Source organism: Pseudomonas syringae pv. coryli str. NCPPB 4273 (assembly GCF_000972175.1).
GTDB lineage: Bacteria > Pseudomonadota > Gammaproteobacteria > Pseudomonadales > Pseudomonadaceae > Aquipseudomonas > Aquipseudomonas syringae.
The window spans coordinates 124,482-147,350 of sequence record NZ_AWQP01000037.1 but is presented as its reverse complement, the minus strand read 5'-3'; the positions used below and the strand labels follow the sequence as shown (position 1 = coordinate 147,350).

Annotated in this window: 22 protein-coding genes; 6 read left to right on the top strand and 16 right to left on the bottom strand. The window is 58.4% G+C overall.

Annotation, left to right across the window (positions count from 1 at the left end; all coding sequences use genetic code 11):
* Window positions 1–38: 38 nt before the first annotated feature.
* From rnhB to rpsB, 15 genes are all read right to left on the bottom strand, one after another.
* Window positions 39–692: a ribonuclease HII gene (gene rnhB, locus P406_RS16140; protein WP_046236772.1), complete on the bottom strand. Its 654-nt coding sequence runs from the start codon at window positions 690–692 to the stop codon at window positions 39–41.
* A gap of 11 nt (window positions 693–703) precedes the next feature.
* Window positions 704–1,846: a lipid-A-disaccharide synthase gene (gene lpxB / locus P406_RS16135; protein ID WP_046236723.1), complete on the bottom strand. Its 1,143-nt coding sequence runs from the start codon at window positions 1,844–1,846 to the stop codon at window positions 704–706.
* Between the two features lie 2 nt (window positions 1,847–1,848).
* A complete protein-coding gene (gene lpxA, locus P406_RS16130; protein WP_003314305.1) occupies window positions 1,849–2,625 on the bottom strand; it encodes an acyl-ACP--UDP-N-acetylglucosamine O-acyltransferase in 777 nt (258 codons plus the stop codon).
* Window positions 2,622–3,062, bottom strand: coding sequence for a 3-hydroxyacyl-ACP dehydratase FabZ (gene fabZ / locus P406_RS16125; RefSeq protein ID WP_002554719.1), 441 nt, complete (start codon window positions 3,060–3,062; stop codon window positions 2,622–2,624). Before fabZ ends, lpxA begins: the two co-directional genes overlap by 4 nt.
* 109 nt (window positions 3,063–3,171) lie before the next feature.
* Window positions 3,172–4,227, bottom strand: a complete 1,056-nt coding sequence (lpxD, locus tag P406_RS16120; protein ID WP_046236722.1) for a UDP-3-O-(3-hydroxymyristoyl)glucosamine N-acyltransferase — start codon at window positions 4,225–4,227, stop codon at window positions 3,172–3,174.
* Between the two features lie 2 nt (window positions 4,228–4,229).
* Window positions 4,230–4,733 carry an OmpH/Skp family outer membrane protein gene (locus tag P406_RS16115; RefSeq protein WP_003314303.1) on the bottom strand — a complete coding sequence of 168 codons (504 nt, stop codon included), beginning with the start codon at window positions 4,731–4,733 and terminating at the stop codon, window positions 4,230–4,232.
* A 45-nt stretch (window positions 4,734–4,778) separates the two neighbouring features.
* Window positions 4,779–7,154, bottom strand: a complete 2,376-nt coding sequence (gene bamA, locus P406_RS16110) for an outer membrane protein assembly factor BamA (protein WP_011266976.1) — start codon at window positions 7,152–7,154, stop codon at window positions 4,779–4,781.
* A 74-nt stretch (window positions 7,155–7,228) separates the two neighbouring features.
* Window positions 7,229–8,581 carry a sigma E protease regulator RseP gene (gene rseP / locus P406_RS16105; protein ID WP_032698093.1) on the bottom strand — a complete coding sequence of 451 codons (1,353 nt, stop codon included), beginning with the start codon at window positions 8,579–8,581 and terminating at the stop codon, window positions 7,229–7,231.
* 117 nt (window positions 8,582–8,698) lie between these two features.
* Window positions 8,699–9,889 (bottom strand): 1-deoxy-D-xylulose-5-phosphate reductoisomerase, encoded by a 1,191-nt coding sequence (gene ispC / locus P406_RS16100; protein ID WP_046236721.1) that lies wholly within the window; start codon window positions 9,887–9,889, stop codon window positions 8,699–8,701.
* Window positions 9,886–10,701, bottom strand: a complete 816-nt coding sequence (locus tag P406_RS16095; RefSeq protein WP_046236720.1) for a phosphatidate cytidylyltransferase — start codon at window positions 10,699–10,701, stop codon at window positions 9,886–9,888. The genes ispC and P406_RS16095 overlap by 4 nt, the downstream gene beginning before the upstream one ends.
* Complete coding sequence (gene uppS, locus P406_RS16090) at window positions 10,701–11,456, bottom strand: polyprenyl diphosphate synthase (protein WP_003314296.1); 756 nt, start codon at window positions 11,454–11,456, stop codon at window positions 10,701–10,703. The genes P406_RS16095 and uppS overlap by 1 nt, the downstream gene beginning before the upstream one ends.
* Before the next feature lie 16 nt (window positions 11,457–11,472).
* On the bottom strand, window positions 11,473–12,030 hold the full coding sequence (gene frr, locus P406_RS16085; protein WP_046236719.1) for a ribosome recycling factor: 558 nt from the start codon (window positions 12,028–12,030) through the stop codon (window positions 11,473–11,475).
* Window positions 12,030–12,770, bottom strand: a complete 741-nt coding sequence (gene pyrH, locus P406_RS16080; RefSeq protein ID WP_003339591.1) for a UMP kinase — start codon at window positions 12,768–12,770, stop codon at window positions 12,030–12,032. The genes frr and pyrH overlap by 1 nt, the downstream gene beginning before the upstream one ends.
* 205 nt (window positions 12,771–12,975) lie before the next feature.
* A complete protein-coding gene (tsf, locus tag P406_RS16075) occupies window positions 12,976–13,839 on the bottom strand; it encodes a translation elongation factor Ts (RefSeq protein WP_003415531.1) in 864 nt (287 codons plus the stop codon).
* A gap of 190 nt (window positions 13,840–14,029) precedes the next feature.
* Window positions 14,030–14,773 (bottom strand): 30S ribosomal protein S2, encoded by a 744-nt coding sequence (gene rpsB, locus P406_RS16070; RefSeq protein ID WP_003314293.1) that lies wholly within the window; start codon window positions 14,771–14,773, stop codon window positions 14,030–14,032.
* A gap of 313 nt (window positions 14,774–15,086) precedes the next feature.
* Between rpsB and map the strand changes: the two genes are divergently transcribed.
* The 4 genes from map (at window position 15,087) to P406_RS16050 (ending at window position 20,856) form a co-directional block, all read left to right on the top strand.
* Window positions 15,087–15,869: a type I methionyl aminopeptidase gene (gene map / locus P406_RS16065; protein WP_003391089.1), complete on the top strand. Its 783-nt coding sequence runs from the start codon at window positions 15,087–15,089 to the stop codon at window positions 15,867–15,869.
* 65 nt (window positions 15,870–15,934) lie between these two features.
* Complete coding sequence (locus P406_RS16060; RefSeq protein WP_046236718.1) at window positions 15,935–18,631, top strand: [protein-PII] uridylyltransferase; 2,697 nt, start codon at window positions 15,935–15,937, stop codon at window positions 18,629–18,631.
* 51 nt (window positions 18,632–18,682) lie between these two features.
* The gene (gene dapC, locus P406_RS16055; RefSeq protein ID WP_046236717.1) at window positions 18,683–19,876 is read left to right on the top strand and encodes a succinyldiaminopimelate transaminase; all 1,194 of its coding nucleotides are present in this window, start codon (window positions 18,683–18,685) and stop codon (window positions 19,874–19,876) included.
* A gap of 131 nt (window positions 19,877–20,007) precedes the next feature.
* Window positions 20,008–20,856 (top strand): matrixin family metalloprotease, encoded by an 849-nt coding sequence (locus tag P406_RS16050; protein ID WP_046236716.1) that lies wholly within the window; start codon window positions 20,008–20,010, stop codon window positions 20,854–20,856.
* Window positions 20,857–20,949: 93 nt separating this feature from the next.
* On the opposite strand, the gene P406_RS29430 is transcribed toward P406_RS16050, so the two are convergent.
* Window positions 20,950–21,180, bottom strand: coding sequence for a hypothetical protein (locus tag P406_RS29430; RefSeq protein WP_003314288.1), 231 nt, complete (start codon window positions 21,178–21,180; stop codon window positions 20,950–20,952).
* A gap of 232 nt (window positions 21,181–21,412) precedes the next feature.
* Between P406_RS29430 and P406_RS16040 the strand changes: the two genes are divergently transcribed.
* Entirely contained in the window at window positions 21,413–21,760 is a 348-nt protein-coding gene (locus tag P406_RS16040) for an ArsC family reductase (RefSeq protein WP_003314287.1), read from the top strand.
* A gap of 47 nt (window positions 21,761–21,807) precedes the next feature.
* Window positions 21,808–22,842 (top strand): 2,3,4,5-tetrahydropyridine-2,6-dicarboxylate N-succinyltransferase, encoded by a 1,035-nt coding sequence (dapD, locus tag P406_RS16035; RefSeq protein WP_003391105.1) that lies wholly within the window; start codon window positions 21,808–21,810, stop codon window positions 22,840–22,842.
* The last annotated feature ends 27 nt before the right edge of the window (window positions 22,843–22,869 follow it).

Genomic DNA, 22,869 nt, shown 5'->3' with positions numbered 1-22,869 from the left:
AACGAAGGGCAGGATTGTAGCTGGCCCGGAGTGAAACGTCAGTCCTGCAGCAAACCGACTGACGGCGCAAGCGAGCCGCCGAGCATTATCGTTGCGCGCGCTTCGTGGGCGGCACGCACCGGTGCAAAGGAACGCCGATGAATGGGCGTAGGCCCGAGCCGGGCCAGTGCTTCCAGATGCACCGCCGTAGGATAACCCTTGTGCCCACCGATGCCATAACCCGGATAGATGAGTTCAAACGCCGCCATTTCCCGATCCCGGCTTACCTTGGCAAGAATCGAGGCGGCGGCGATGGCAGGCACCTTGGAGTCACCCTTTACCACCGGCGCCGAGGGCACCGACAACTGCGGACAGCGGTTGCCGTCGATAAGCGCCAGTCTGGGCGTGATACTCAAGCCTTCGACGGCGCGCTGCATGGCCAGCATCGTGGCGTGCAGGATATTCAACTGGTCGATCTCTTCGACTTCAGCCCTGGCGATGAACCAGCACAGGGCTTTCTCCTGAATTTCGACGTAGAGCTTCTCGCGCCTGGCTTCGGTCAGTTTTTTCGAATCATTGAGACCGAGAATCGGCCTGGTCGGGTCGAGAATGACGGCGGCGGTTACCACTGCACCGCACAGCGGGCCGCGACCCACTTCATCAACACCCGCCACCAGGTCCTCGACGAGGGTAAAATCCAGACCTGTTTGCATCATGGGCGACCTCACAGTGAAGGCGACCGTCCGAGCAGGCTCAATACCGCATCGGCGGCCTGATTGGACGCATCGCGGCGCAGGATCCGGTGAATGGCATCAAAACCGGCGGTTTGTTCGCGACCGTCTTCGATCAATGGCAGCAGCGTACGCGCCAAGGCTTCTGGCGTAGCATCGTCCTGCAGCAGTTCAGGCACCAGCAGACGCTGGGCCAGCAGGTTGGGCAGCGACACGTAAGGGCTTTTGACCATTCGCTTGAGGATCCAGAAGGTCAGCGGCGCCAGGCGGTAGGCAACCACCATGGGGCGCTTGTAAAGCAAAGCTTCCAGGGTCGCGGTGCCGGAGGCGATCAGTACTGCATCACACGCGGCCAAAGCAACGTGCGACTGGCCGTCGAGCAGCGTAACGGGCAGATCACGACCCTGCAGCAATTGCTCCACCTGAGCTCGCCGCTGGGGACTGGCGCAGGGCAGGACGAAGCGCAGGTCAGGGCGCTGGGCAAGCAACAGCTCGGCCGTGTCGAAAAACAACCCGCCCAGACGCCCCACCTCACCGCCCCGGCTGCCCGGCATCAGCGCGACAACCGGCGTATCCTGCGCGAATCCCAGGCCAGCACGAGCCCCTGCACGATCGGACTCCAGAGGGATGGTGTCTGCCAGCGGATGACCGACAAAACGCACCGGTACGCCCTGCTCTTCGTAGAAACGCGCTTCGAACGGCAACAGGGTCAGCATCAGATCACAGCCTTCACGAATCTTCAGCACACGCTTCTGACGCCAGGCCCAGACTGACGGGCTGACGTAGTGCACGGTCTTGATGCCGACGCGACGCAGCTGAAGTTCGATATTGAGCGTGAAGTCAGGCGCGTCGATGCCGATGAAGACATCCGGCTTTTCATTGATCAGGGTCTGGACCAGCAACTTGCGCCGGGCCAACAGCTCGCGCAGTCGCCCGAGCACCTCAACCAGCCCCATCACCGATAGGCGTTCCATCGGGAAGGAGGACTGCATGCCTTCGGCTTCCATCAACGGACCGCCGACACCGATGAAGCGGATATCAGGATGGCGCACCTTGAGGGCACGCATCAAACCGGATCCGAGGATATCGCCGGATGCTTCACCCGCGACCAGAGCGACACAGAGTGGACTGGTCATGATTAGCGAATGATGCCGCGAGTCGACGTCTGAATGGACTGAAGAAATACCGCCACTTCAGGAAACTGCGCCGCGGGCTCTGCCAGATCGGCCAGCGCCTGACCGATGGTCAGACCCTGACGATAAACCGTCTTGTAGGCTCTGCGCAGCGCATGAATAGCTTCTTCGGAGAAACCCCGACGGCGCATGCCCTCGAAGTTCATGCTGCGCGCCTCGGCCGGATTGCCAAAGACCGTGACGAACGCAGGTACATCCTTGCCGATCGCAGTGCCCATGCCGGAGAAGCTGTGCGCACCGATGTGGCAGAACTGATGCACCAGGGTAAAGCCGGACAGGATAGCCCAGTCATCGACATGAACGTGGCCTGCCAGGGCGGTGTTGTTGACCAGGATCACGTGGTTGCCGATCACACTGTCATGCCCGATATGGGCATAGGCCATGATCAGGTTGTGATCGCCCAGCGTGGTTTCGGCACGGTCCTGAACGGTTCCGCGGTGAATGGTCACGCCTTCGCGGATCACGTTGTGATCGCCGATGACAAGACGGGTTTCCTCGCCCTTGTACTTCAGATCAGGCGTGTCCTCACCCACCGATGAAAACTGGTAGATGCGGTTGTGCTTGCCGATTCTGGTTGGCCCCTTGAGGACAACGTGAGGACCGACGACTGTACCCTCGCCAATTTCCACACCGGGTCCGATGATCGACCAAGGGCCGACCTCAACATTGTCGGCCAGAACGGCCGTCGGATCGATGATTGCGCGAGGGTCAATCAAACTCATAGTTTGCGTTCCGCACAGATGATTTCAGCAGAGCAGACTGCCTTGCCGTCAACTGTAGCCTTGCATTCGAACTTCCAGATCTGACGCTTGCTGCTCAGGAATTTCGCCTCGAGAACCAGTTGGTCGCCTGGCAGAACCGGCTGACGGAAACGCAGTTTGTCCGAACCGACGAAATAATAGAGCGTGCCGTCCGACGGCTTGGAGTCGAGCATCTTGAACGCAAGAATACCGGCAGCCTGCGCCATCGCTTCGATGATCAGCACGCCCGGCATGATGGGATGCTCAGGGAAGTGACCGTTGAAAAAAGGCTCATTGACGCTGACATTCTTGTAGGCGCGAATGTTCTTGTTCTCGATATCCAGCTCGGTTACACGATCCACCAGCAGGAACGGGTAACGATGAGGCAGGTATTCGCGAATTTCTTTGATGTCCATCATTTCGAGGGGAAGCCTGTAGTAAAGATTAGGAGTGCGTCGCGACTGCGCAGCACCCCTCTACATCAAGGAGGCAGTTTATCGACTGAGCACGCTTGATATTAAAAAGGTATCAGCCATCAGATGAGCGATTATCAGCGCAGGTCACCATCTCTACAGCCTTTTCAAGCTTTTGCAGACGTCGCGCCATATCATCGATCTTGCGCAGACGAGCTGCACTCTTGCGCCACTCGGCGGCCGGCTGCATGGCCGTACCGGACGAGTACGAACCCGGCTCGGTGATGGAATGCGTTACCATCGTCATGCCGGTGATGAAAACGCCATCACATATCTCGATATGCCCCACCAGACCAACACCGCCAGCCAGCATGCAATGCTTGCCGATTATGGTGCTTCCGGAAATGCCGACGCACGCGGCCATCGCCGTGTGGTCGCCAATCTGAACGTTGTGAGCAATCTGAATCTGGTTATCCAGTTTCACGCCATTGCCGATGCGTGTGTCAGCCAGTGCACCGCGATCGATCGCCGTATTGACACCGATCTCGACGTCATCACCCACGGTGACGCCACCGATTTGTGCGATTTTCTGCCAGACACCCTTCTCACTGGCAAAGCCGAAGCCTTCGCCGCCCAGCACGGCACCCGACTGAATGACCACACGCTTGCCGATGCGCACATCGTGATAAAGCGTCACACGGGGTGCCAGCCAGCCGCCTTCACCGATCTCGCAGCGAGCGCCGATGAAGCAGTGAGCACCGATGGTGACACCTGCAGCAATGCGCACACCGCTCTCGATCACAGCAAAAGCGCCAATGCTGACAGCAGGATCAATCAGTGCATCCTCGGCAATCACCGCCGTCGGATGAACGCCTGCGCTGCTTTTAGGCTTAGGATCGAAAAAATGCGAAATACGTGCATAAGCCAGATAAGGATCCGGGACCAATAGCGCATCTCCGGTGTAGCTGTCGGCATCTGCGGGCTTGAGCAGCACGGCAGCAGCCTTCGCATCGACCAGGAATTGACGGTATTGGGATTTTGCCAAAAAACTGATTTGACCAGGGCCAGCGTCTTGTAAGGAGGCTAGCCCGGTGATGTCCTTGTCCTTGTCACCACGTAACGTGGCACCAAGGAACTCGGCCAACTGGCCGAGCTTGATGGTTATGCTCATGGTTACTTCAGCTGGTTCATGCGCTCGATGACCTGGCGAGTCACGTCATACTGTGGCTTGACGTCGATCACCGCACCGCGCTCGAAAACCAGGTCGAAACCACCTTTCTTGATGACTTCTTCTACAGCCTGATCCAGCTTCGGCTTCAACTGCTTGAGCATTTCGCGGTCAGCAACGGCCTTGGCTTCGTTCAGTTCCTTGGACTGGAACTGGAAATCACGGGCCTTTTGCTTGAACTCAAGCTCCAGACGCTCGCGCTCAGGCTGAGCCATCTTGTCGCCACCGCTGACCAAACGATCCTGAATGCCCTTGGCGCTGCTTTCCAGGCTTTTCAGCTTGGTCAGTTGCGGGCCGAATTTCTTCTCGGCGTCCACTGCGTAACGCTTGGCAGCGTCCGATTCCAGCAAGGCCATCTGATAGTTCAGTACCGCAATTTTCATGTCGGCGAATGCAGGGCTTGCGACCAGTACGGTTGCCAGCATTACCAGTTGAGTCAACTTGCGCACAATACAACTCCTACAAAATTCGTTGCGTTATCAAAGATCAGACGCTTAGAAGGTCTGACCCAGGGAGAATTGGAAAACCTGCGTTTCGGCTTCGTCGTCCGGCTTCTTGATCGGCATCGCCAGAGCGAAGCTCAGCGGGCCGAGTGCGGTGATCCAGGTGACGCCGATACCCACAGAGCTGGCCATGCCGGAAAGGTCGATGTCGTTGCATTCGACTTTCTTGCCTGACGCGCTTGTTCTGGTCGAGTCGCACTTGGTATCGAAGACATTACCCACGTCCCAGAAAACAGACGTCCGCAGCGAGCGCTGATCCTTGACGAATGGCAGCGGGAACATGACTTCTACGCCACCCTGAACCAGGGCGTTGCCACCGAATGGCAGTGGATCCTGGTCCGGGTCCGCCAGTGTGCCCGGCTTGGAACCGTTACTTGGCGTACTGCGCGGACCAAGGGTGCTGTCCTTGAAGCCACGTACCGAGTTGAAACCGCCCGCATAGTAGTTCTCGTAGAACGGCAGACCCGAGGTCGAACCGTATCCGTCACCATAACCCAGCTCGGTGTGCAGACGCAGGGTGTAGTTGTCGGTGATCGGGTGGAAGTACTGAGCACGGTAATCCAGTTTGAAGAACGACAGGTCGCTACCCGGCAAGGTGGATTCAAACACCAGGCTTTGCGAGTGACCACGGGTCGCCAATACACCCTTGTTCAGGGTCGACTCAGACCAGCCAACCGAGCCCTTGAAGTTCAGGTACTTGTCGCCTTCCTTCTCGACGAAGTCGAAAATCTCGTCAACGGTGTACTTGCCGGTCTTGATTTCGTCCTGCTGCACGGTCAGGCCGTAGGTCAGGCGCGAGGTCTCGCTGATCGGGTAGCCAAGGTTGATACCGGCACCCAGGCTGTCAACCGCATAGCTTGCAACATCAACGTCGAGGTCATCGTAGTTGGTGGTGCGATAGAACGCGCTGTAACCCAGGCTGACACCGTCCGGCGTGTAGTACGGATCAACGTAGCTGAAGTTGTAACGGCTCTGGTATTCGCTGCGGGTCAGGCCGATGCTGACCTTGTTACCGGTACCCAGGAAGTTGTTCTGGCTGATCGAACCACCAAGGATCAGACCGGCGCTTTGCGCAAAGCCCACGCTGGCGGTGATCGAACCGGACGCCTGCTCTTCAACGGCGTAGTTCACATCGACCTGATCGTCGGTGCCAGGAACAGGTGGCGTTTCGACGTTGACTTCCTTGAAGAAGCCCAAACGGTCCAGACGGGTTTTCGACTGGTCGATCAGGTAGGTCGATGCCCAACCGCCTTCCATCTGGCGCATTTCGCGACGCAGCACTTCGTCTTCCGACTTGGTGTTGCCGCGATAGTTGATACGGTTGACGTAGGCACGCTTGCCCGGATCGACGACGAAGGTGATATCGACCGTGTGGTCTTCGTTGTTCGGTGTCGGCACGCCGTTGACGTTGGCGAAGGTATAGCCTTCGTTACCCAGACGGCGGGTGATCAGTTCGGACGTCGTGGTCATGACCTTGCGCGAGAAGACCTGGCCCGGCTGCACCAGCAACAGGGATTTGACCTGGTCTTCAGGGACCTTCAGGTCACCGCTGAGCTTGACCGACTTGACGCTGTACTTCTCGCCTTCGTTGATATTGACCGTGATGTACACGTTCTTCTTGTCAGGCGTGATCGAGACCTGAGTCGAGGCGATATCCATGTTGATATAGCCGCGATCGAGGTAGTACGAACGCAGACGCTCAAGGTCACCCGACAGCTTTTCACGGGCGTACTTGTCGTCATTCTTGAAGAACGACAGCCAGTTGCTGGTCTTGAGCTCGAACAGGTCGGTCAGGTCTTCGTCGGAGAAGACCTTGTTGCCCACCACGTTGATGTGCTGAATGGAGGCTACGGTGCCTTCATTGATGTTGATCTTCAGGCCTACGCGGTTGCGCGGCTGAGGAACAACCTCGGCGTCAACCTCGGCAGAGTAACGGCCCTGGGCAACGTATTGACGTTGCAGCTCGTTACGCACGCCTTCGAGGGTGGCACGCTGGAAAATCTCACCTTCGGCCAGACCGGACTGTTTCAGCCCCTTCATCAGGTCCTCGGTGGAAATGGCCTTGTTACCCTCGATTTCGATACTCGCAACCGAAGGGCGCTCGACGACGTTGATGACGAGCACGTTGCCGTCGCGACCCAGCTGGATATCTTGAAAGAAACCGGTTTTAAACAGCGAACGGGTAGCATCGACCAAACGACCATCGTCCGCCTGCTCGCCTACGTTCAGCGGCAGTGCACCAAAGACACTGCCGGCGGAAACCCGCTGCAGGCCGTTGACACGGATATCGGAGATGGTGAAGGACTCGGCGTGAACTTCAGCGATCATCAGTGCGGAAAGAACCGCAGTTAGCAGCAGACGTTTCATGAAGTCCTTTCTTATTCCAACTGGCAATAAACAAACTGCCGCAAAATGCGGCAGATTCGCAACTCGGCAACGCTTTACAGTCGGCCCAGATCGTTGACCAGCGCGAGCAACATTACGCCCACTACCAGACTGATACCGATCTGCGCCCCCCAACCTTGAACCTTTTCCGAAAGGGGACGACCACGCGCCCACTCGATCAGATAAAACAGCAAATGCCCCCCGTCCAGGACGGGAATGGGCAGCAGATTCAGAACACCCAGGCTAATACTCAGATAAGCGAGGAAGTTCAGAAAATCTCCGATGCCCGACTGGGCCGAAGCGCCCGCCACTTTAGCAATGGTTATCGGTCCACTCAAGTTTTTTACCGAGAGCTCGCCGAACAACATTTTCTTCAGCGAGTCCAGGGTCAGCACACTCATGTTCCAGGTGCGCTTCACGCCCTCGGCCATCGCCGCGAAAGGCCCGTAGCTGACCTCGCGCAGCATTTCCGGTGGCCAATCGACAGCTTTCACACCAGCACCCAGGTAACCCGCGGCAGCCTTGCCCTCGCCTTTGGCCGCCAGGGTCACCGGCACGTCCATTTGCACGCCATCACGCTCGATGCGCAGCGAAATCTTCGCTTCGGGGCGCTCGCGCACCCGATCGACAACCTGTTGCCACTCATCGAGCGGCTGACCGTCCATCGAAACAAGACGATCACCCGATTTAAGTCCTGCGCTCTGCGCCGGACCTTTCGGATCGATTTCTGCCAGCACCGGCAGTAGCGCCGGACGCCACGGGCGAATACCCAGCGATTTTATCGGATCAGGCTCTTCTGCGCCCCTCAGCCAGTCATTGAGTACCAGCTCACGAGATGTGTCGACCGTAGACCCCTGATCCCTGACCTTGAAAGCGATGGTACCGCTTTCACCCAGACGACGGACCAGCTGCAGGTTGACTCCGGACCACCCAGAGGTAGGCTCGCCATCGACAGCGACGATTTCCTGTCCGGCCGTCAGGCCTGCCTGTTGAGCGATACTTCCGGACTCGACTGCGCCGATCACCGGGCGCACCTGCTCGCTGCCCATCATCGCCAGCACCCAGAAAAATGCGATGGCAAGGAGGAAATTGGCTGTCGGGCCGGCGATCACGATCGCGATGCGCTGGCCTACCGTCTTGCGGTTGAACGACTGATCGGCGAGCTCGGGCGGCACATTGCCTTCGCGCTCGTCGAGCATTTTCACATAGCCGCCCAGAGGAATGGCAGCGACGACGTACTCGGTGCCCTGACGATCATGCCAGCGCAGAAGAGGCGTGCCGAAGCCTACTGAAAAACGCAGCACTTTGACGCCACAGCGACGAGCCACCCAAAAGTGGCCGAATTCGTGGAAGGTCACCAGCACGCCCAACGCAATCAGGGTGCCGAGAATCATGTATAAAGCGCTCATCAGCCTTCTCCGGGTACCGACTGGTCGGCCAGTGTGTTAATCATTGCAGACCTCCAGGCCCGCCCTTGACGCACCACATCAACCCTTTCACTCACATCTTGTCGGGTTGTCAGATCGCTAGCGCCCGTTTCTTTCAAGCCATTGCCCCGCCAGCAAACGCGCTTTCGCATCAGCGGCGAACACCGCATCGAGTCCTTCGACCGCGGTGACAGGCTCATGATCCAGAACCTCCTCGATAATACCGGCGATTTCCAGGTAGCGGATACGCCCGTCGAGGAATGCCGCAACGGCCACTTCATTGGCCGCGTTGAGCATCGCAGGCGCACTGCCTCCAGCCTCTGCCGCCTGTCGGGCCAGCCGCAGGCAAGGGAATCGTTCTTCGTCCGGCGCCTGAAAATCAAGCTGACCGATACGAAACAGGTCCAGTGGCGCAACGCCAGAGTCTACACGTGCAGGCCATGCCAGCGCATTGGCGATGGGCGTACGCATGTCGGGATTGCCCAATTGAGCCAACACCGAGCCATCGACATAATCGACCAGCGAGTGGATCACGCTTTGCGGGTGAATGACCACCTCGACCTGATCCGGGCGCGCATCGAACAGCCAGCAGGCTTCGATCAGCTCCAGCCCCTTGTTCATCATGGTTGCCGAATCGACGGAGATCTTGCGCCCCATCGACCAGACTGGATGGGCACAGGCCTGCTCAGGCGTGACATTGTGCAACTGCTCCAGCGGCGTTTCGCGAAACGGCCCGCCCGAGGCAGTCAACATGATCCGCCGCACACCGACGGCACCCAGCCCGCGAGCGAAGTCGCCGGGCAGGCACTGGAAGATCGCATTGTGCTCACTGTCGATCGGCAACAGCACAGCGCCACTTTGCCGAACGGCCTGCATGAACAAGGCGCCGGACATGACCAGCGCTTCCTTGTTGGCCAGCAATACCTTCTTGCCCGCCTCCACCGCAGCCAGCGTAGGACGCAAGCCGGCAGCTCCGACAATGGCGGCCATGACTGCGTCTACCCGAGGGTCTGCGGCTACTTTGCACAGACCGCCTTCGCCGACCAGCACCCGGGTATCGAGCCCGGCCGCCGCGAGGTCATCCTGCAGCTTGCGGGCGACCACCTGGTCAGGCACTACGGCGTACTGCGGTGTATGCCGGATGCAAAGGGCCAGCAATTCGTCCAGGCGGCTGAAACCGGTGAGCGCGAACACCTGATAAAGCGCTGGATGACGGGCAACCACATCCAGAGTGCTCAGCCCGATGGAACCGGTTGCACCCAGAATGGTGATTTGTTGCGGCCCACTCACATGACACCCCAGTCAGCGGCCCAGAGCAGAACGGCAAATACCGGAATCGCCGCCGTCAGGCTGTCGATACGGTCCAGCACCCCGCCGTGTCCAGGCAGCAGATTGCTGCTGTCCTTGACCCCGGACTGGCGCTTGAACATGCTTTCGGTCAGGTCGCCAATCACCGAAATGAATACGATCACCGCGGCGCCAAACAGCGCTGCTATGAACTGCGCAACCGTCCAGTCGCGGTAAAAGCCAACTGCTGCCGTGATGCCCAGACTGACCACCAGACCGCCATATACGCCCTCCCAGCTCTTGCCAGGGCTCACCTTGGGCGCCAGCTTGCGCTTGCCAAAAGCCTTGCCGGAGAAATAAGCGCCGATGTCGGCGGCCCAGACCAGCACCATCACCGACAGAATCAGCCAGTTACCCAACGGCCATTGCTTGATCAGGACCAGCCCCTGCCATGCAGGCAGCAGAATCAGAAGCCCGATGACCAGCTTGCACGCTGCACTCGCCCAGTGGCTGCTCGAGTCCGGATAGGTAAGGACCAGAAAGGTCGCAACACCCCACCAGATGACGGCGGCAACCAGCACCCAGGGCTCCAGCCCCGGCAGCAGGTACATGAGGAAAAGTAGAACAGCGACCACAGCCGCATAACCGATACGCATCGACTGCGCGGCAAAACCTGCGAGCCGCGCCCATTCCCAGGCACCCAGAACGACGACGACCCCGATGAACAGGGCGAAGTACATGCCGGTCAGCAGGAAAAACCCGCACAAGGCGATCGGCAACAGAATGAGTGCCGTGATGATCCGTTGTTTCAGCATTAAGCCCGGGCTCCAGCTTCTACCTGTTCGCTGGTTTTACCGAAGCGACGTTGGCGAGAAGCGAAATCTGCCAGCGCAGCGCGCATGGCATCGTGTTTGAAGTCCGGCCAGAACAGGTCGGAGAAGTACAGCTCGGCGTAGGCCAGCTGCCAAAGCAGGAAGTTGCTGATGCGGTGCTCACCGCCGGTGCGGATGCACAGATCCGGCAACGGCAGGTCGCCGGTGGCCAGGCAGGTCTGCAACAACTGGGGAGTAATGTCCTCCGGCTGCAGGTGTCCGGCCTGAACCTCACGCGCCAGCCGCTGGGCGGCCTGCGCGATGTCCCACTGCCCACCGTAGTTGGCAGCGATCTGCAGCACGAAGCGGCTGTTGCCAGAGGTGCGCACTTCCGCCTCGCGCATGGCAGCCTGAAGCTCAGGATGAAAGCGCGAGCGGTCGCCGATGATCCGCAGGCTGATCTCGTTCTCGTTCAGGCGCTTGGTTTCACGGCGCAACGCCGTGAAAAACAGCTCCATCAACGCACCAACCTCTTCGGCCGGGCGCTGCCAGTTTTCACTGGAGAACGCGAACAGTGTCAGCACTTCGACCCGGGCTTCGGCGCAGACCTCGATAACGGCCCGCACGGCATCGACACCCGCCTTATGGCCTGCAACGCCTGGCAGCAGGCGTTTCTTCGCCCAGCGATTATTACCATCCATGATAATCGCGACATGGCGCGGCACCGAAGACGGCACGGCCGGTTTTATCTTTTCCATGAAAGCGTCCGAAACCTTAAACAGCCATCAGATCGGCTTCTTTCTGCTTGACCGAAACTTCGATTTCCGCCACGAACTTGTCAGTCAGCTTCTGTACGTCGTCGGCCGCACGGCGCTCTTCGTCTTCGCTGATTTCCTTCTCCTTGACCAGGTCTTTCAACTGGCTCAAGGCGTCACGGCGAATGTTACGGACGGCCACACGGGCATCTTCTGCGGCATCACGCGCCTGCTTGGTGAAGCCCTTGCGGGTTTCTTCGGTCAGCGCCGGCATGGAGATCAGCAGCAACTCACCCAGGTTGGTCGGGTTGAAGCCCAGACCGGAGCTCTGGATGGCCTTGTCGACAGCGGCCAGCATATTGCGCTCGAACGCCACGACCTGAAGGGTACGCGAGTCCTTGACGGTCACGTTGGCAACCTGGCTCAGCGGGGTATCGGCACCGTAGTAAGGAACCATGACACCACCCAGAATGCTTGGATGCGCCTTGCCGGTACGGATACGGGTGAAGGCATGGGTCAGCGACTCCAGGCTCTTCTGCATGCGGGTCTGAGCATCTTTCTTGATTTCGTTGATCATTATTGTGCTTCCTCGATCAGGGTCCCTTCGGCGCCACCATGGACGATATTCAGAAGAGCACCCGGCTTGTTCATGTTGAAGACGCGCAATGGCATCTTGTGATCGCGACACAGGCAGATTGCGGTCAGATCCATCACACCCAGCTTGCGATCCAGCACTTCATCGTAGGTCAGATGATCGAACTTCTCGGCATTCGGGTCCTTGAACGGATCAGCGGTGTAAACACCGTCCACCTTGGTGGCCTTGAGCACTACATCGGCGTCGATCTCGATTGCACGCAGGCAGGCAGCCGAGTCGGTGGTAAAGAACGGATTACCGGTACCGGCAGCAAAAATCACCACTTCCTTGGCGCTGAGATGGCGCATGGCCTTGCGGCGATCATAATGATCGGTCACACCCACCATGGAAATGGCCGACATCACGATGGCGGTGATATTAGCGCGCTCCAGCGCATCGCGCATTGCCAGGGCGTTCATCACAGTGGCCAGCATGCCCATGTGATCGCCTGTCACACGGTCCATGCCCGCAGCACTCAAGGCCGCGCCACGGAACAGGTTGCCGCCACCGATCACCAGACCGACCTGAACGCCGATACCGACCAGCTGGCCGACTTCCAGCGCCATGCGGTCCAGCACCTTGGGATCGATGCCGAACTCTTCCGAGCCCATGAGGGCCTCACCGCTAAGCTTGAGTAGAATGCGTTTATAGCGAGCCTGATAACCACTGCCCTGCTGAGCCATTGCGAATCTCTCCTGCGGCGTTTTCTGAAAAAAATCTGTGCGGGCTATTTCAAGCCTGCGCTTACTTTAGCTTGACGCTTTGCGCGCGTCGGGAGAATGCAGCCTTGTGAGCACAATCTCCAAGGAAAATTTCCTTTCCTCTTTCGACAAAGAGGCCGCACGCGTAAGCGGGCAGCCTCTTTGGGGCGACAGTTGAAAAACCGTCTTACTGCTTCGCGGCAGCCAGTTGAGCAGCCACTTCGTCAGCGAAGTTATCAACTGGCTTCTCGATGCCGTCGCCTACCTTGAAGTAGGTGAAGGAAACGATTTCAGCGCCGGCTTTCTTGGCCAGATCACCGACCTTGACTTCCGGGTTCTTGACGAAGGCTTGCTCGACCAGGCTGGCTTCTGCCAGGAACTTGGTGATACGACCGCCAACCATTTTTTCAACGATTTCAGCAGGCTTGCCTTTGATCTTGTCTTCGTTCAGTTGCAGGAAGACATTCTTCTCGCGCTCGATCGCTTCGGCAGAAACTTCCGAAGGGAACAGGAACTCGGGGTTGCTTGCCGCTACGTGCATGGCGATATCTTTGGCCAGCTCGACGTCGCCACCCTTGAGGGTAACAACCACGCCGATCTTGTTGCCGTGCAGGTAAGTACCTACCACGTCACCTTCGATACGCTTCAGGCGACGGATGTTGACGTTTTCGCCAACCTTGCCGACCAGTACCAGACGTGCAGCTTCCTGAGCTTCGATCAACGGAGCGACATCAGTCAGCTTGTCAGCGAAGGCTTTTTCGACGCTTGCAGCAACGAAAGCCTTGAAGTCGTCTTGCAGAGCCAGGAAGTCGGTCTGCGAGTTGACTTCGATGATGACAGCGGCTTTACCGTCGTCCTTGATGGCGATAGCGCCTTCAGCAGCCACGTTACCTGCCTTCTTGGCGGCCTTGATGGCGCCGGAAGCACGCATATCGTCGATTGCTTTTTCGATGTCGCCGCCAGCCTTGGTCAAGGCCTTTTTGCAATCCATCATGCCTTCGCCGGTACGCTCGCGCAGTTCTTTGACCAACGCTGCAGTAATCTCTGCCATTTCAAAATCCTCTTGGATAGGTCTTCAACCATTCCACCCGGCAGGCCGGGCGTGCAATTCTTGAAAAATCAGGGTGGCAGCAACACATGACAGCGAGGTCATGGTTACAGACCGACAAATCATTTCCTAGGTGGCAAAAAGGGGGCTAAGCCCCCTTTTCGCGTACTGAGTAAACGCCAGGCGTTTGTACTCAGCCTTCTACAGCAGCTGCCGCTGGAGCTTCTTCGACGAAAACGTCGGTGCCGCCAGCAACATTGTTACGACCACGGATAACAGCATCAGCCATCGAACCCATGTACAGCTGGATGGCGCGGATTGCGTCATCGTTGCCCGGGATGATGTAGTCAACGCCTTCCGGGCTGCTGTTGGTATCGACGACGCCGATAACCGGGATGCCCAGCTTGTTGGCTTCGGTGATCGCGATGCGCTCGTGATCAACGTCGATGACGAACAGAGCGTCCGGCAGACCGCCCATGTCCTTGATACCACCCAGGCTGCGATCCAGTTTTTCCAGATCACGGGTGCGCATCAGGGCTTCTTTCTTGGTCAGCTTGGCGAAAGTACCGTCTTCAGCCTGTACTTCCAGCTCGCGCAGACGTTTGATCGACTGACGGATGGTCTTGAAGTTGGTCAGCATGCCGCCCAACCAGCGATGGTCGACGTACGGCGAACCGCAACGTGCTGCTTCTTCAGCAACGATCTTGCCAGCGGAACGCTTGGTGCCGACGAACAGAATCTTGTTTTTGCCCGACGCCAGGCGCTCAACGAAAGTCAGCGCTTCGTTGAACATAGGCAGGGTTTTTTCAAGGTTGATGATGTGAATCTTGTTACGCGCGCCGAAAATGTATTTACCCATTTTCGGATTCCAGTAACGGGTCTGGTGACCGAAGTGGCAACCAGCCTTCAGCATATCGCGCATATTGACTTGGGACATAAATAGTTCCTTGATAAGTCGGGTTAGGCCTCCACGTATCCCAATGACCAACCAATGGCATCTGCCAAGGGCACCCAGGTCATCGTGTCGACACGTGTGTGGGTTTGTGCTTCAAGGACGGACCTTGGAAAGCGGCGCATTTTATATCATAAAAGGGAAGAGAACGGAACTCCCATCAAGTGCTTGTTTTGCGGTGACTTTGCAGCTGCATGGACAGCCTATAGAAGGAAGCGATGATTACCCGGCACCGGCGGTCTGATAGAATTGCGCCTTTGCGCACCCACCGCGTGCCTGCCACGCCGAGAGAATTCGTATGACCATCACCCTCAAAACTCCGGAAGACATCGAAAAGATGCGCATCGCCGGTCGCCTGGCCGCCGATGTTCTGGAAATGATCGCGCCGCACGTCAAGCCTGGTGTGACCACCGAAGAGCTGGACCGCCTCTGCCACGACTATATCGTCAACGAACAGAAGGCGATCCCGGCCCCGCTGAACTACAAGGGCTTCCCCAAGTCGATCTGCACCTCGATCAACCAGGTGGTCTGCCACGGCATCCCGAGCGACAAGAAGCTGAAGGACGGTGACTCGCTGAACATCGACGTCACCGTCATCAAGGACGGCTACCATGGCGACACCAGCCGGATGTTCCATGTCGGCACCGTTCCGGTATGGGCCGAGCGCCTGTCGAAGGTGACTCAGGAGTGCCTGTACAAGGCCATCGAAATCGTCAAACCCGGCACTCGCCTGGGTGACATCGGTGCCGTCATCCAGAAACACGCCGAAAAGAACGGCTTCTCCGTGGTTCGCGAGTTCTGCGGTCATGGCATCGGCAAGGTGTTTCATGAAGAGCCACAGGTCATGCACTTTGGCGAGGCCGGAACCGGTATCGAGCTGCAGGAAGGCATGACCTTCACCATCGAACCGATGATCAACCAGGGCCGCCCTGAAACCAAGATTCTCGGCGATGGCTGGACGGCGATCACCAAGGACCGCAAGCTCTCGGCGCAATGGGAGCACACGCTGCTGGTGACCGCTGACGGTTACGAAATCTTCACCTTGCGCAGCGATGACACCATTGCCCAAAAGGCTCCCTGACCCGATCATCCCCGGCTGAACGCCCGCCCGTCACTTGCACAGCCCGACACGAGGAATACTGTTCAATGCCGCAAGTAGATCCAGACTTGTTCGATCGTGGCCAGTTCCAGGCCGAACTGGCCTTGAAAGCCAGCCCCATCGCTGCGTTCAAGAAGGCCATCCGCCGGGCGAGAGACGTCCTTGATGAGCGCTTCAGGTCGGGCCGTGACATTCGACGACTGATCGAGGACCGGGCATGGTTTGTCGATAACATCCTGCAAAAGGCCTGGGATCAGTTCGAATGGAGTGAAGACGCCGACATCGCGCTTCTGGCAGTGGGTGGCTACGGGCGCGGCGAGCTGCATCCTTACTCGGACATCGATCTGCTGATCCTGCTGGACAGCGACGACCACGAAGTTTTCCGTGAACCCATCGAGCGGTTTCTGACGCTGCTATGGGACATCGGCCTGGAAGTCGGACAGAGCGTACGCTCGGTCAACGAATGCGCACAGGAAGGCCGCGCCGACCTGACCGTGATCACCAATCTGATGGAAAGCCGCACCATCGCCGGCCCCGAACGCCTGCGCCAGCGCATGCTGGAAGTCACCAGCACCGAGTATATGTGGCCGAGCAAGGAGTTCTTCCTCGCCAAGCACGCTGAGCAGAAAAAACGCCATCACAAGTACAACGACACCGAATACAACCTGGAACCCAACGTCAAGGGTTCTCCGGGCGGCCTGCGCGATATTCAGACCATCCTCTGGGTTGCGCGGCGTCAGTATGGCACGCTGAATCTGCACGCACTGGCAGGCGAAGGCTTCCTGCTGGGCAGCGAAAACGCCCTGCTCGCCTCCTCCCAGGAGTTTTTGTGGAAAGTGCGTTATGCGCTGCACATGCTGGCCGGACGCTCCGAGGACCGGCTTCTGTTCGATTATCAGGTGCGCATCGCCGGGTTGCTGGGCTATGAAGACAACGATGCCAAGCTGGCCATAGAGCGCTTCATGCAGAAGTACTACCGAGTGGTCATGAGCATCGCCGAACTCAGCGATCTGATCATCCAGCATTTCGAAGAAGTGATTCTTTCCGACGACAGCGGTACAGCACAGCCAATCAATTCACGCTTTCAGCTGCACGACGGTTATATAGAAGCTACTCATCCGAACGTCTTCAAGCGCACCCCGTTCGCCATGATCGAAATCTTCGTGCTCATGGCCCAGCACCCGGAGATAAAGGGAGTACGCGCCGACACCATTCGCCTGCTGCGTGAACATCGGCACCTGATCAACGACGAGTTCCGCAACGATATTCGCAACACCAGCCTGTTCATCGAGCTGTTCAAGTGCGAAATAGGCATTCACCGCAACCTGCGCCGGATGAACCGCTACGGCATTCTCGGCCTGTACCTGCCGGAGTTCGGCCATATCGTCGGCCAGATGCAGCATGACCTGTTTCACATCTATACGGTCGACGCGCACACTCTGAATCTGATCAAGCACCTGCGCAAGCTGCAGTACACCGAGGTGTCCGAGAAATTCCCGCTGGCCAGCAAGATCATGGGGCGCCTGCCCAAGCCGGAGCTGATCTATCTGGCCGGGCTTTATCACGACATCGGCAAGGGTCGTGGCGGTGATCACTCGGAGCTCGGCGCCATCGACGCGCAGGCCTTCGGTACGCGCCATCATCTGCCTGCCTGGGACACCCGGCTCATCGTCTGGCTGGTGAGCAACCACCTGGTGATGTCGACCACCGCCCAGCGCAAGGATCTCTCCGACCCGCAGGTCATTCACGACTTTGCCCAGTTCGTGGGCGACGAAGTGCATCTGGATTACCTGTATGTGCTGACCGTCGCCGACATCAATGCGACCAACCCGACGCTCTGGAACTCGTGGCGCGCCAGCCTGCTGCGCCAGCTGTACACCGAGACCAAGCGGGCCTTGCGCCGCGGCCTGGAAAACCCGGTCGACCGCGAAGAACAGATTCGTCGCACACAGACTGCCGCGCTGGATATTCTGGTACGCAACGGCACCGATCCTGATGATGTCGAGCAACTCTGGTCAGCACTGGGCGACGATTACTTCCTGCGTCACACCGCAGGCGACGTGGCCTGGCATAGCGATGCAATCCTGCAGCAACCGGCCGACGGCGGTCCGCTGGTGCTGATCAAGGAGACCACGCAGCGTGAATTCGAGGGCGGGACACAGATCTTCATTTACGCCCCGGATCAGCATGACTTCTTCGCGGTTACCGTGGCGGCGATGGACCAGTTGAACCTGAACATTCACGACGCGCGCATTATTACGTCCAGCAGCAAATTCACACTCGACACCTACATCGTCCTCGACCATGAGGGTGGTTCGATCGGCAACAATCCGGAGCGTATTCAGGACATCCGCGAAGGCCTGACCGAAGCCCTGCGCAACCCGGATGATTACCCGACAATCATCAAGCGCCGCGTGCCGCGTCAGCTCAAGCATTTTGCCTTCGCCCCGCAAGTCACCATCCACAACGACGCCCAGCGCCCAGTGACGGTACTCGAGTTGCTGGCACCGGATCGTCCCGGCCTGCTGGCGCGCGTCGGCAAGATCTTCCTGGAGTTCGACCTGTCCCTGCAGAACGCCAAGATTGCAACGCTGGGCGAACGCGTGGAAGACGTGTTCTTCATCACCGACGCCAACAATCACCCGCTGTCCGATCCACAATTGTGCCGCCAGTTGCAGGATGCAATCGTCAAGCAACTGAGTGTCAACTCAGAGCAAGGCGGCGATTTGCGGATCAGCATATGAACATTCGCTCCTACGAATCGACTCAACGCAGCTCATTGAGGAACACGTTCCATGAATAACGCCATGCAACTGCTTCAGCCTTACCCTTTCGAGAAGCTGCGCGCCTTGCTGGCCGGCGTAACGCCCAATCCGGAAAAGCGTCCGGTAGCGCTGTCGATTGGCGAGCCGAAGCACCGCTCCCCCGATTTCGTCGCCAAGGCGCTGGCCGACAATCTCGATCAGATGGCGGTTTACCCAACCACGCTGGGTATTCCGGCACTGCGCGAAGCCATTGCCGGCTGGTGCAGCCGTCGATTCGGCGTACCACAGGGCTGGATCGATCCGGCGCGCAATGTACTACCGGTCAACGGCACGCGCGAAGCGCTGTTCGCCTTCACCCAGACCGTGGTCAATCGCAGCGATGACGGCCTGGTGATCAGCCCGAATCCGTTCTACCAGATTTATGAAGGCGCTGCGTTTCTGGCCGGAGCCCAGCCACACTACCTGCCATGCCTGAGCGAGAACGGTTTCAATCCCGATTTCGATGCGGTCAGCCCGGACATCTGGAAGCGTTGCCAGATCCTCTTTCTGTGCTCGCCGGGCAACCCGACCGGGGCACTGATTCCGGTTGAAACCCTGAAAAAGCTCATTGCCCTGGCTGACGAACATGACTTCGTCATTGCTGCGGACGAGTGCTACAGCGAGCTGTACTTCGACGAGCAGAGCCCGCCGCCGGGCCTGCTCAGCGCCTGCGTCGAGCTGGGCCGCAAGGATTTCAAACGCTGCGTGGTCTTCCACAGCCTGTCCAAGCGCTCCAACCTGCCGGGCCTGCGCTCCGGTTTTGTGGCGGGTGACGCGGAGATCCTCAAGGTTTTCCTGCTGTATCGGACTTATCACGGCTGCGCCATGCCGGTTCAGACTCAACTGGCCAGCATCGCGGCCTGGAATGATGAGGAGCACGTACGCGCCAACCGTGATCTGTACCGCGAAAAATTCGCTGCGGTGCTCGACATCCTGAGCCCGGTGCTCGACGTTCAGCGCCCGGACGGTGGTTTTTATCTGTGGCCGAATGTCGGCACCGATGACGCTGCATTTTGCCGCGATCTGTTCGTCGATCAGCATGTCACCGCAGTACCGGGCTCGTACCTTTCCCGCGAAGTGGATGGCGTCAACCCTGGCGCAGGCCGGGTGCGCCTGGCGCTGGTGGCACCGTTGGCCGAATGCATCGAAGCGGCAGAACGTATCCGCGCCTTCCTGAGCAAGTAAAAGCCAAACCCAAAAAGATCGCCCCGCCGCATGCAATGTGCGGCGGGGTAATTAGTTACCACCTTCCGCCCCGTGCGTGAACGTACTCTCAACCTTCATTTTTCATGCTTCCAGACACGAAGCGAACAACTATGAAGGCCAATCTCATGCCCGCATCCACTGCTCCCAAAGGCTTAAAACTGCCCGCATCCTGCTGCATGCGCAGCGCTGGAAATCACCAGGCTTCGTATGAAGCGGCGATTCGCGAAAACCCCGCTAACGCGGAAACCACCCCTGCTTACCAATCGGAAACCGGCAACAACACCAGCCAGTCAAGGCACCAGGCGCGCCTGCTGGTTTCGTTCAGCAAATACTGGGCTCGCGGGCGAACCCTGAAAGTTCTTTTCCTCAAGAACCCTCCAGCCACCCTCACAGCGCCCATCATAGAAGCGGCAAGCAAATGGCTGCCGCACATAAACCTGAAATTCGAGTTCGTGACGGACGGAGCGAGCGATATCCGAATTGGCTTCAATGAACATTTGAACTGGAGCGCCATAGGCACCGACACCCTGCTGGCCGAGCCTGATGAGTCGACCATGGAGTTCAACCTCAAAGAACTGTACACGGCGGATCTGAAACCCATGCCGGACCTGACGCGCATCGTGCTGCATGAATTCGGACACGCGCTCGGTGCGGTTCACGAGCATCAGCATCCGCAGGCAAACATCCCCTGGAACGAACCGCTGGTGCGCTCACTGCTTTCGCAAACCGGATTGAGTGAAGAAGAGATCAATACCAATTTTTTCGACAGGTACGAGGCCGCCGACTTCCACCACTCGGCTTACGACCGTGACTCGATCATGCATTTCGATATCCCCAACGGCCTGACCCTCGGCGACTTCGAGATCATCAATGTGGGCAAGACGCTCAGCAGCAATGACATCGCCGTGATGGGCGCTATCTATGCGGACCGTGGCAACTCGAAATTTGAAACGCCCTGACGGAGAGCGTCCGGGCACGTGTTGATCATGCGGCAATCAACAGCGCGCCATACGTTTCCAACGTGTGGCGTGGCCGCCCGAAAAAAGTGCTGACTACTCTCGGGTTCGCAGTTTTTCAGCCACCCAGCCGACCGCCCAACTGACCGGATCATGAGACTGCATGGGCAGCAACGGCTTTCCTTCGCGGGCAGCCAGCCGGCCCTGGGCTTCGGCTTCACCGTGAATCCAGAGGGTACTTTGCTTGAATCCCTCGGCACGTTGACGCTCCCTGTAATAACGCTGCCGGACAAGCGCTTCCTGACGCTTCTTCTCTTGCTCAGACATAACGCACCCAAACTTCAAATGACGGGTAATAATTGCCCGCAGCAGCCAGCGACTCAAGCAGGAGCGGGTGAAGTTTTCTTAATGATGGTTATCCTTATTATCTAATTTCCGTTCAGTAACCGTACTGGCGCTGTCACGACACTGAACGGACTGACGTGGCATAATAGCCGGCTGAATTGCGAGGAGAAGACGTGGGGAGTATCGAGCAAGATCAGCCACCCCACCTTAAACAATGACTTACACTCTATTTGGCATCAAAGCCTGCGACACGATGAAGAAGGCTCGTACCTGGCTCGACGAGCATTCGGCGAGCTACGAATTTCACGACTACAAGACCCAGGGCATCGACCGTGAGCACCTCGAGCAGTGGTGCAATGAACACGGATGGCAGGTTGTGCTGAACCGCGCAGGCACGACCTTTCGCAAGCTCGAAGACGGACAAAAGGCCGATCTCGACCAGGCGAAGGCCATAGAACTGATGCTCGCGCAGCCGTCCATGATCAAGCGTCCAGTGCTTGATCTGGGCGATAAAACCCTGATCGGCTTCAAGCCTGACCTGTATGCAGCGGCTTTACAGTAAGCCAGAGCGCTACTGAAAGCCCCTTGATAAAGCCACGAGGTATTTACATGTCCACCACCCTGTTCAGCCTGGCCTTCGGCGTCGGCACCCAAAATCGTCAAGGCGCATGGCTTGAAGTATTTTATGCTCAGCCTCTGATCAATCCTTCTGCGGAACTGGTCGCGGCTATCGCACCGGTTCTGGGTTACACCGGCGGCAACCAGGCAATCACCTTCAATGTCGACATGGCCTACAAGCTGGCCGAAGCGGCCAAATCCGTGGACGCGACTCAAGCCGCACTGCTGACTCGTCTGGCCGAAAGCCAGAAGCCGCTGGTCGCGACCCTGCTGGCCGAAGACGCCACACTGACGTCGACTCCCGAGGCGTACCTCAAGCTGCATCTGCTGTCGCACCGCCTGGTCAAGCCGCACGGTCTGAACCTGGCAGGCATCTTCCCCCTGCTGCCAAACGTGGCCTGGACCAGCCAGGGCGCGGTCGATCTGGTCGAGCTGGCCGAGCGTCAACTCGAAGCACGCCTCAAGGGCGAGCTGCTGGAAGTATTCTCGGTCGACAAATTCCCGAAAATGACCGATTACGTCGTGCCGAGCGGCGTTCGTATCGCTGACAGCGCTCGCGTGCGTCTGGGCGCCTATATCGGCGAAGGCACGACCGTCATGCACGAAGGCTTCGTCAACTTCAATGGCGGCACCGAAGGCCCGGGCATGATCGAAGGCCGCGTTTCCGCTGGCGTATTCGTCGGCAAGGGCTCGGATCTGGGCGGCGGCTGCTCGACCATGGGCACGCTGTCCGGTGGTGGCAACATCATCATCAAGGTCGGTGAAGGCTGCCTGATCGGTGCCAACGCCGGCATCGGCATCCCGCTGGGTGATCGCAACACCGTGGAGTCGGGCCTGTACGTGACCGCAGGTACCAAGGTCGCGCTGCTCGACGAAAACAATGAGCTGGTCAAGATCGTCAAGGCCCGCGAGCTGGCGGGTCAGACCGACCTGTTGTTCCGTCGCAACTCTCAGACCGGCGCGGTGGAATGCAAAACCCACAAGTCGGCCGTCGAGCTGAACGAAGCACTGCACGCTCATAACTGATGCTGTGTGCGGGTTCAAGGCTGACGG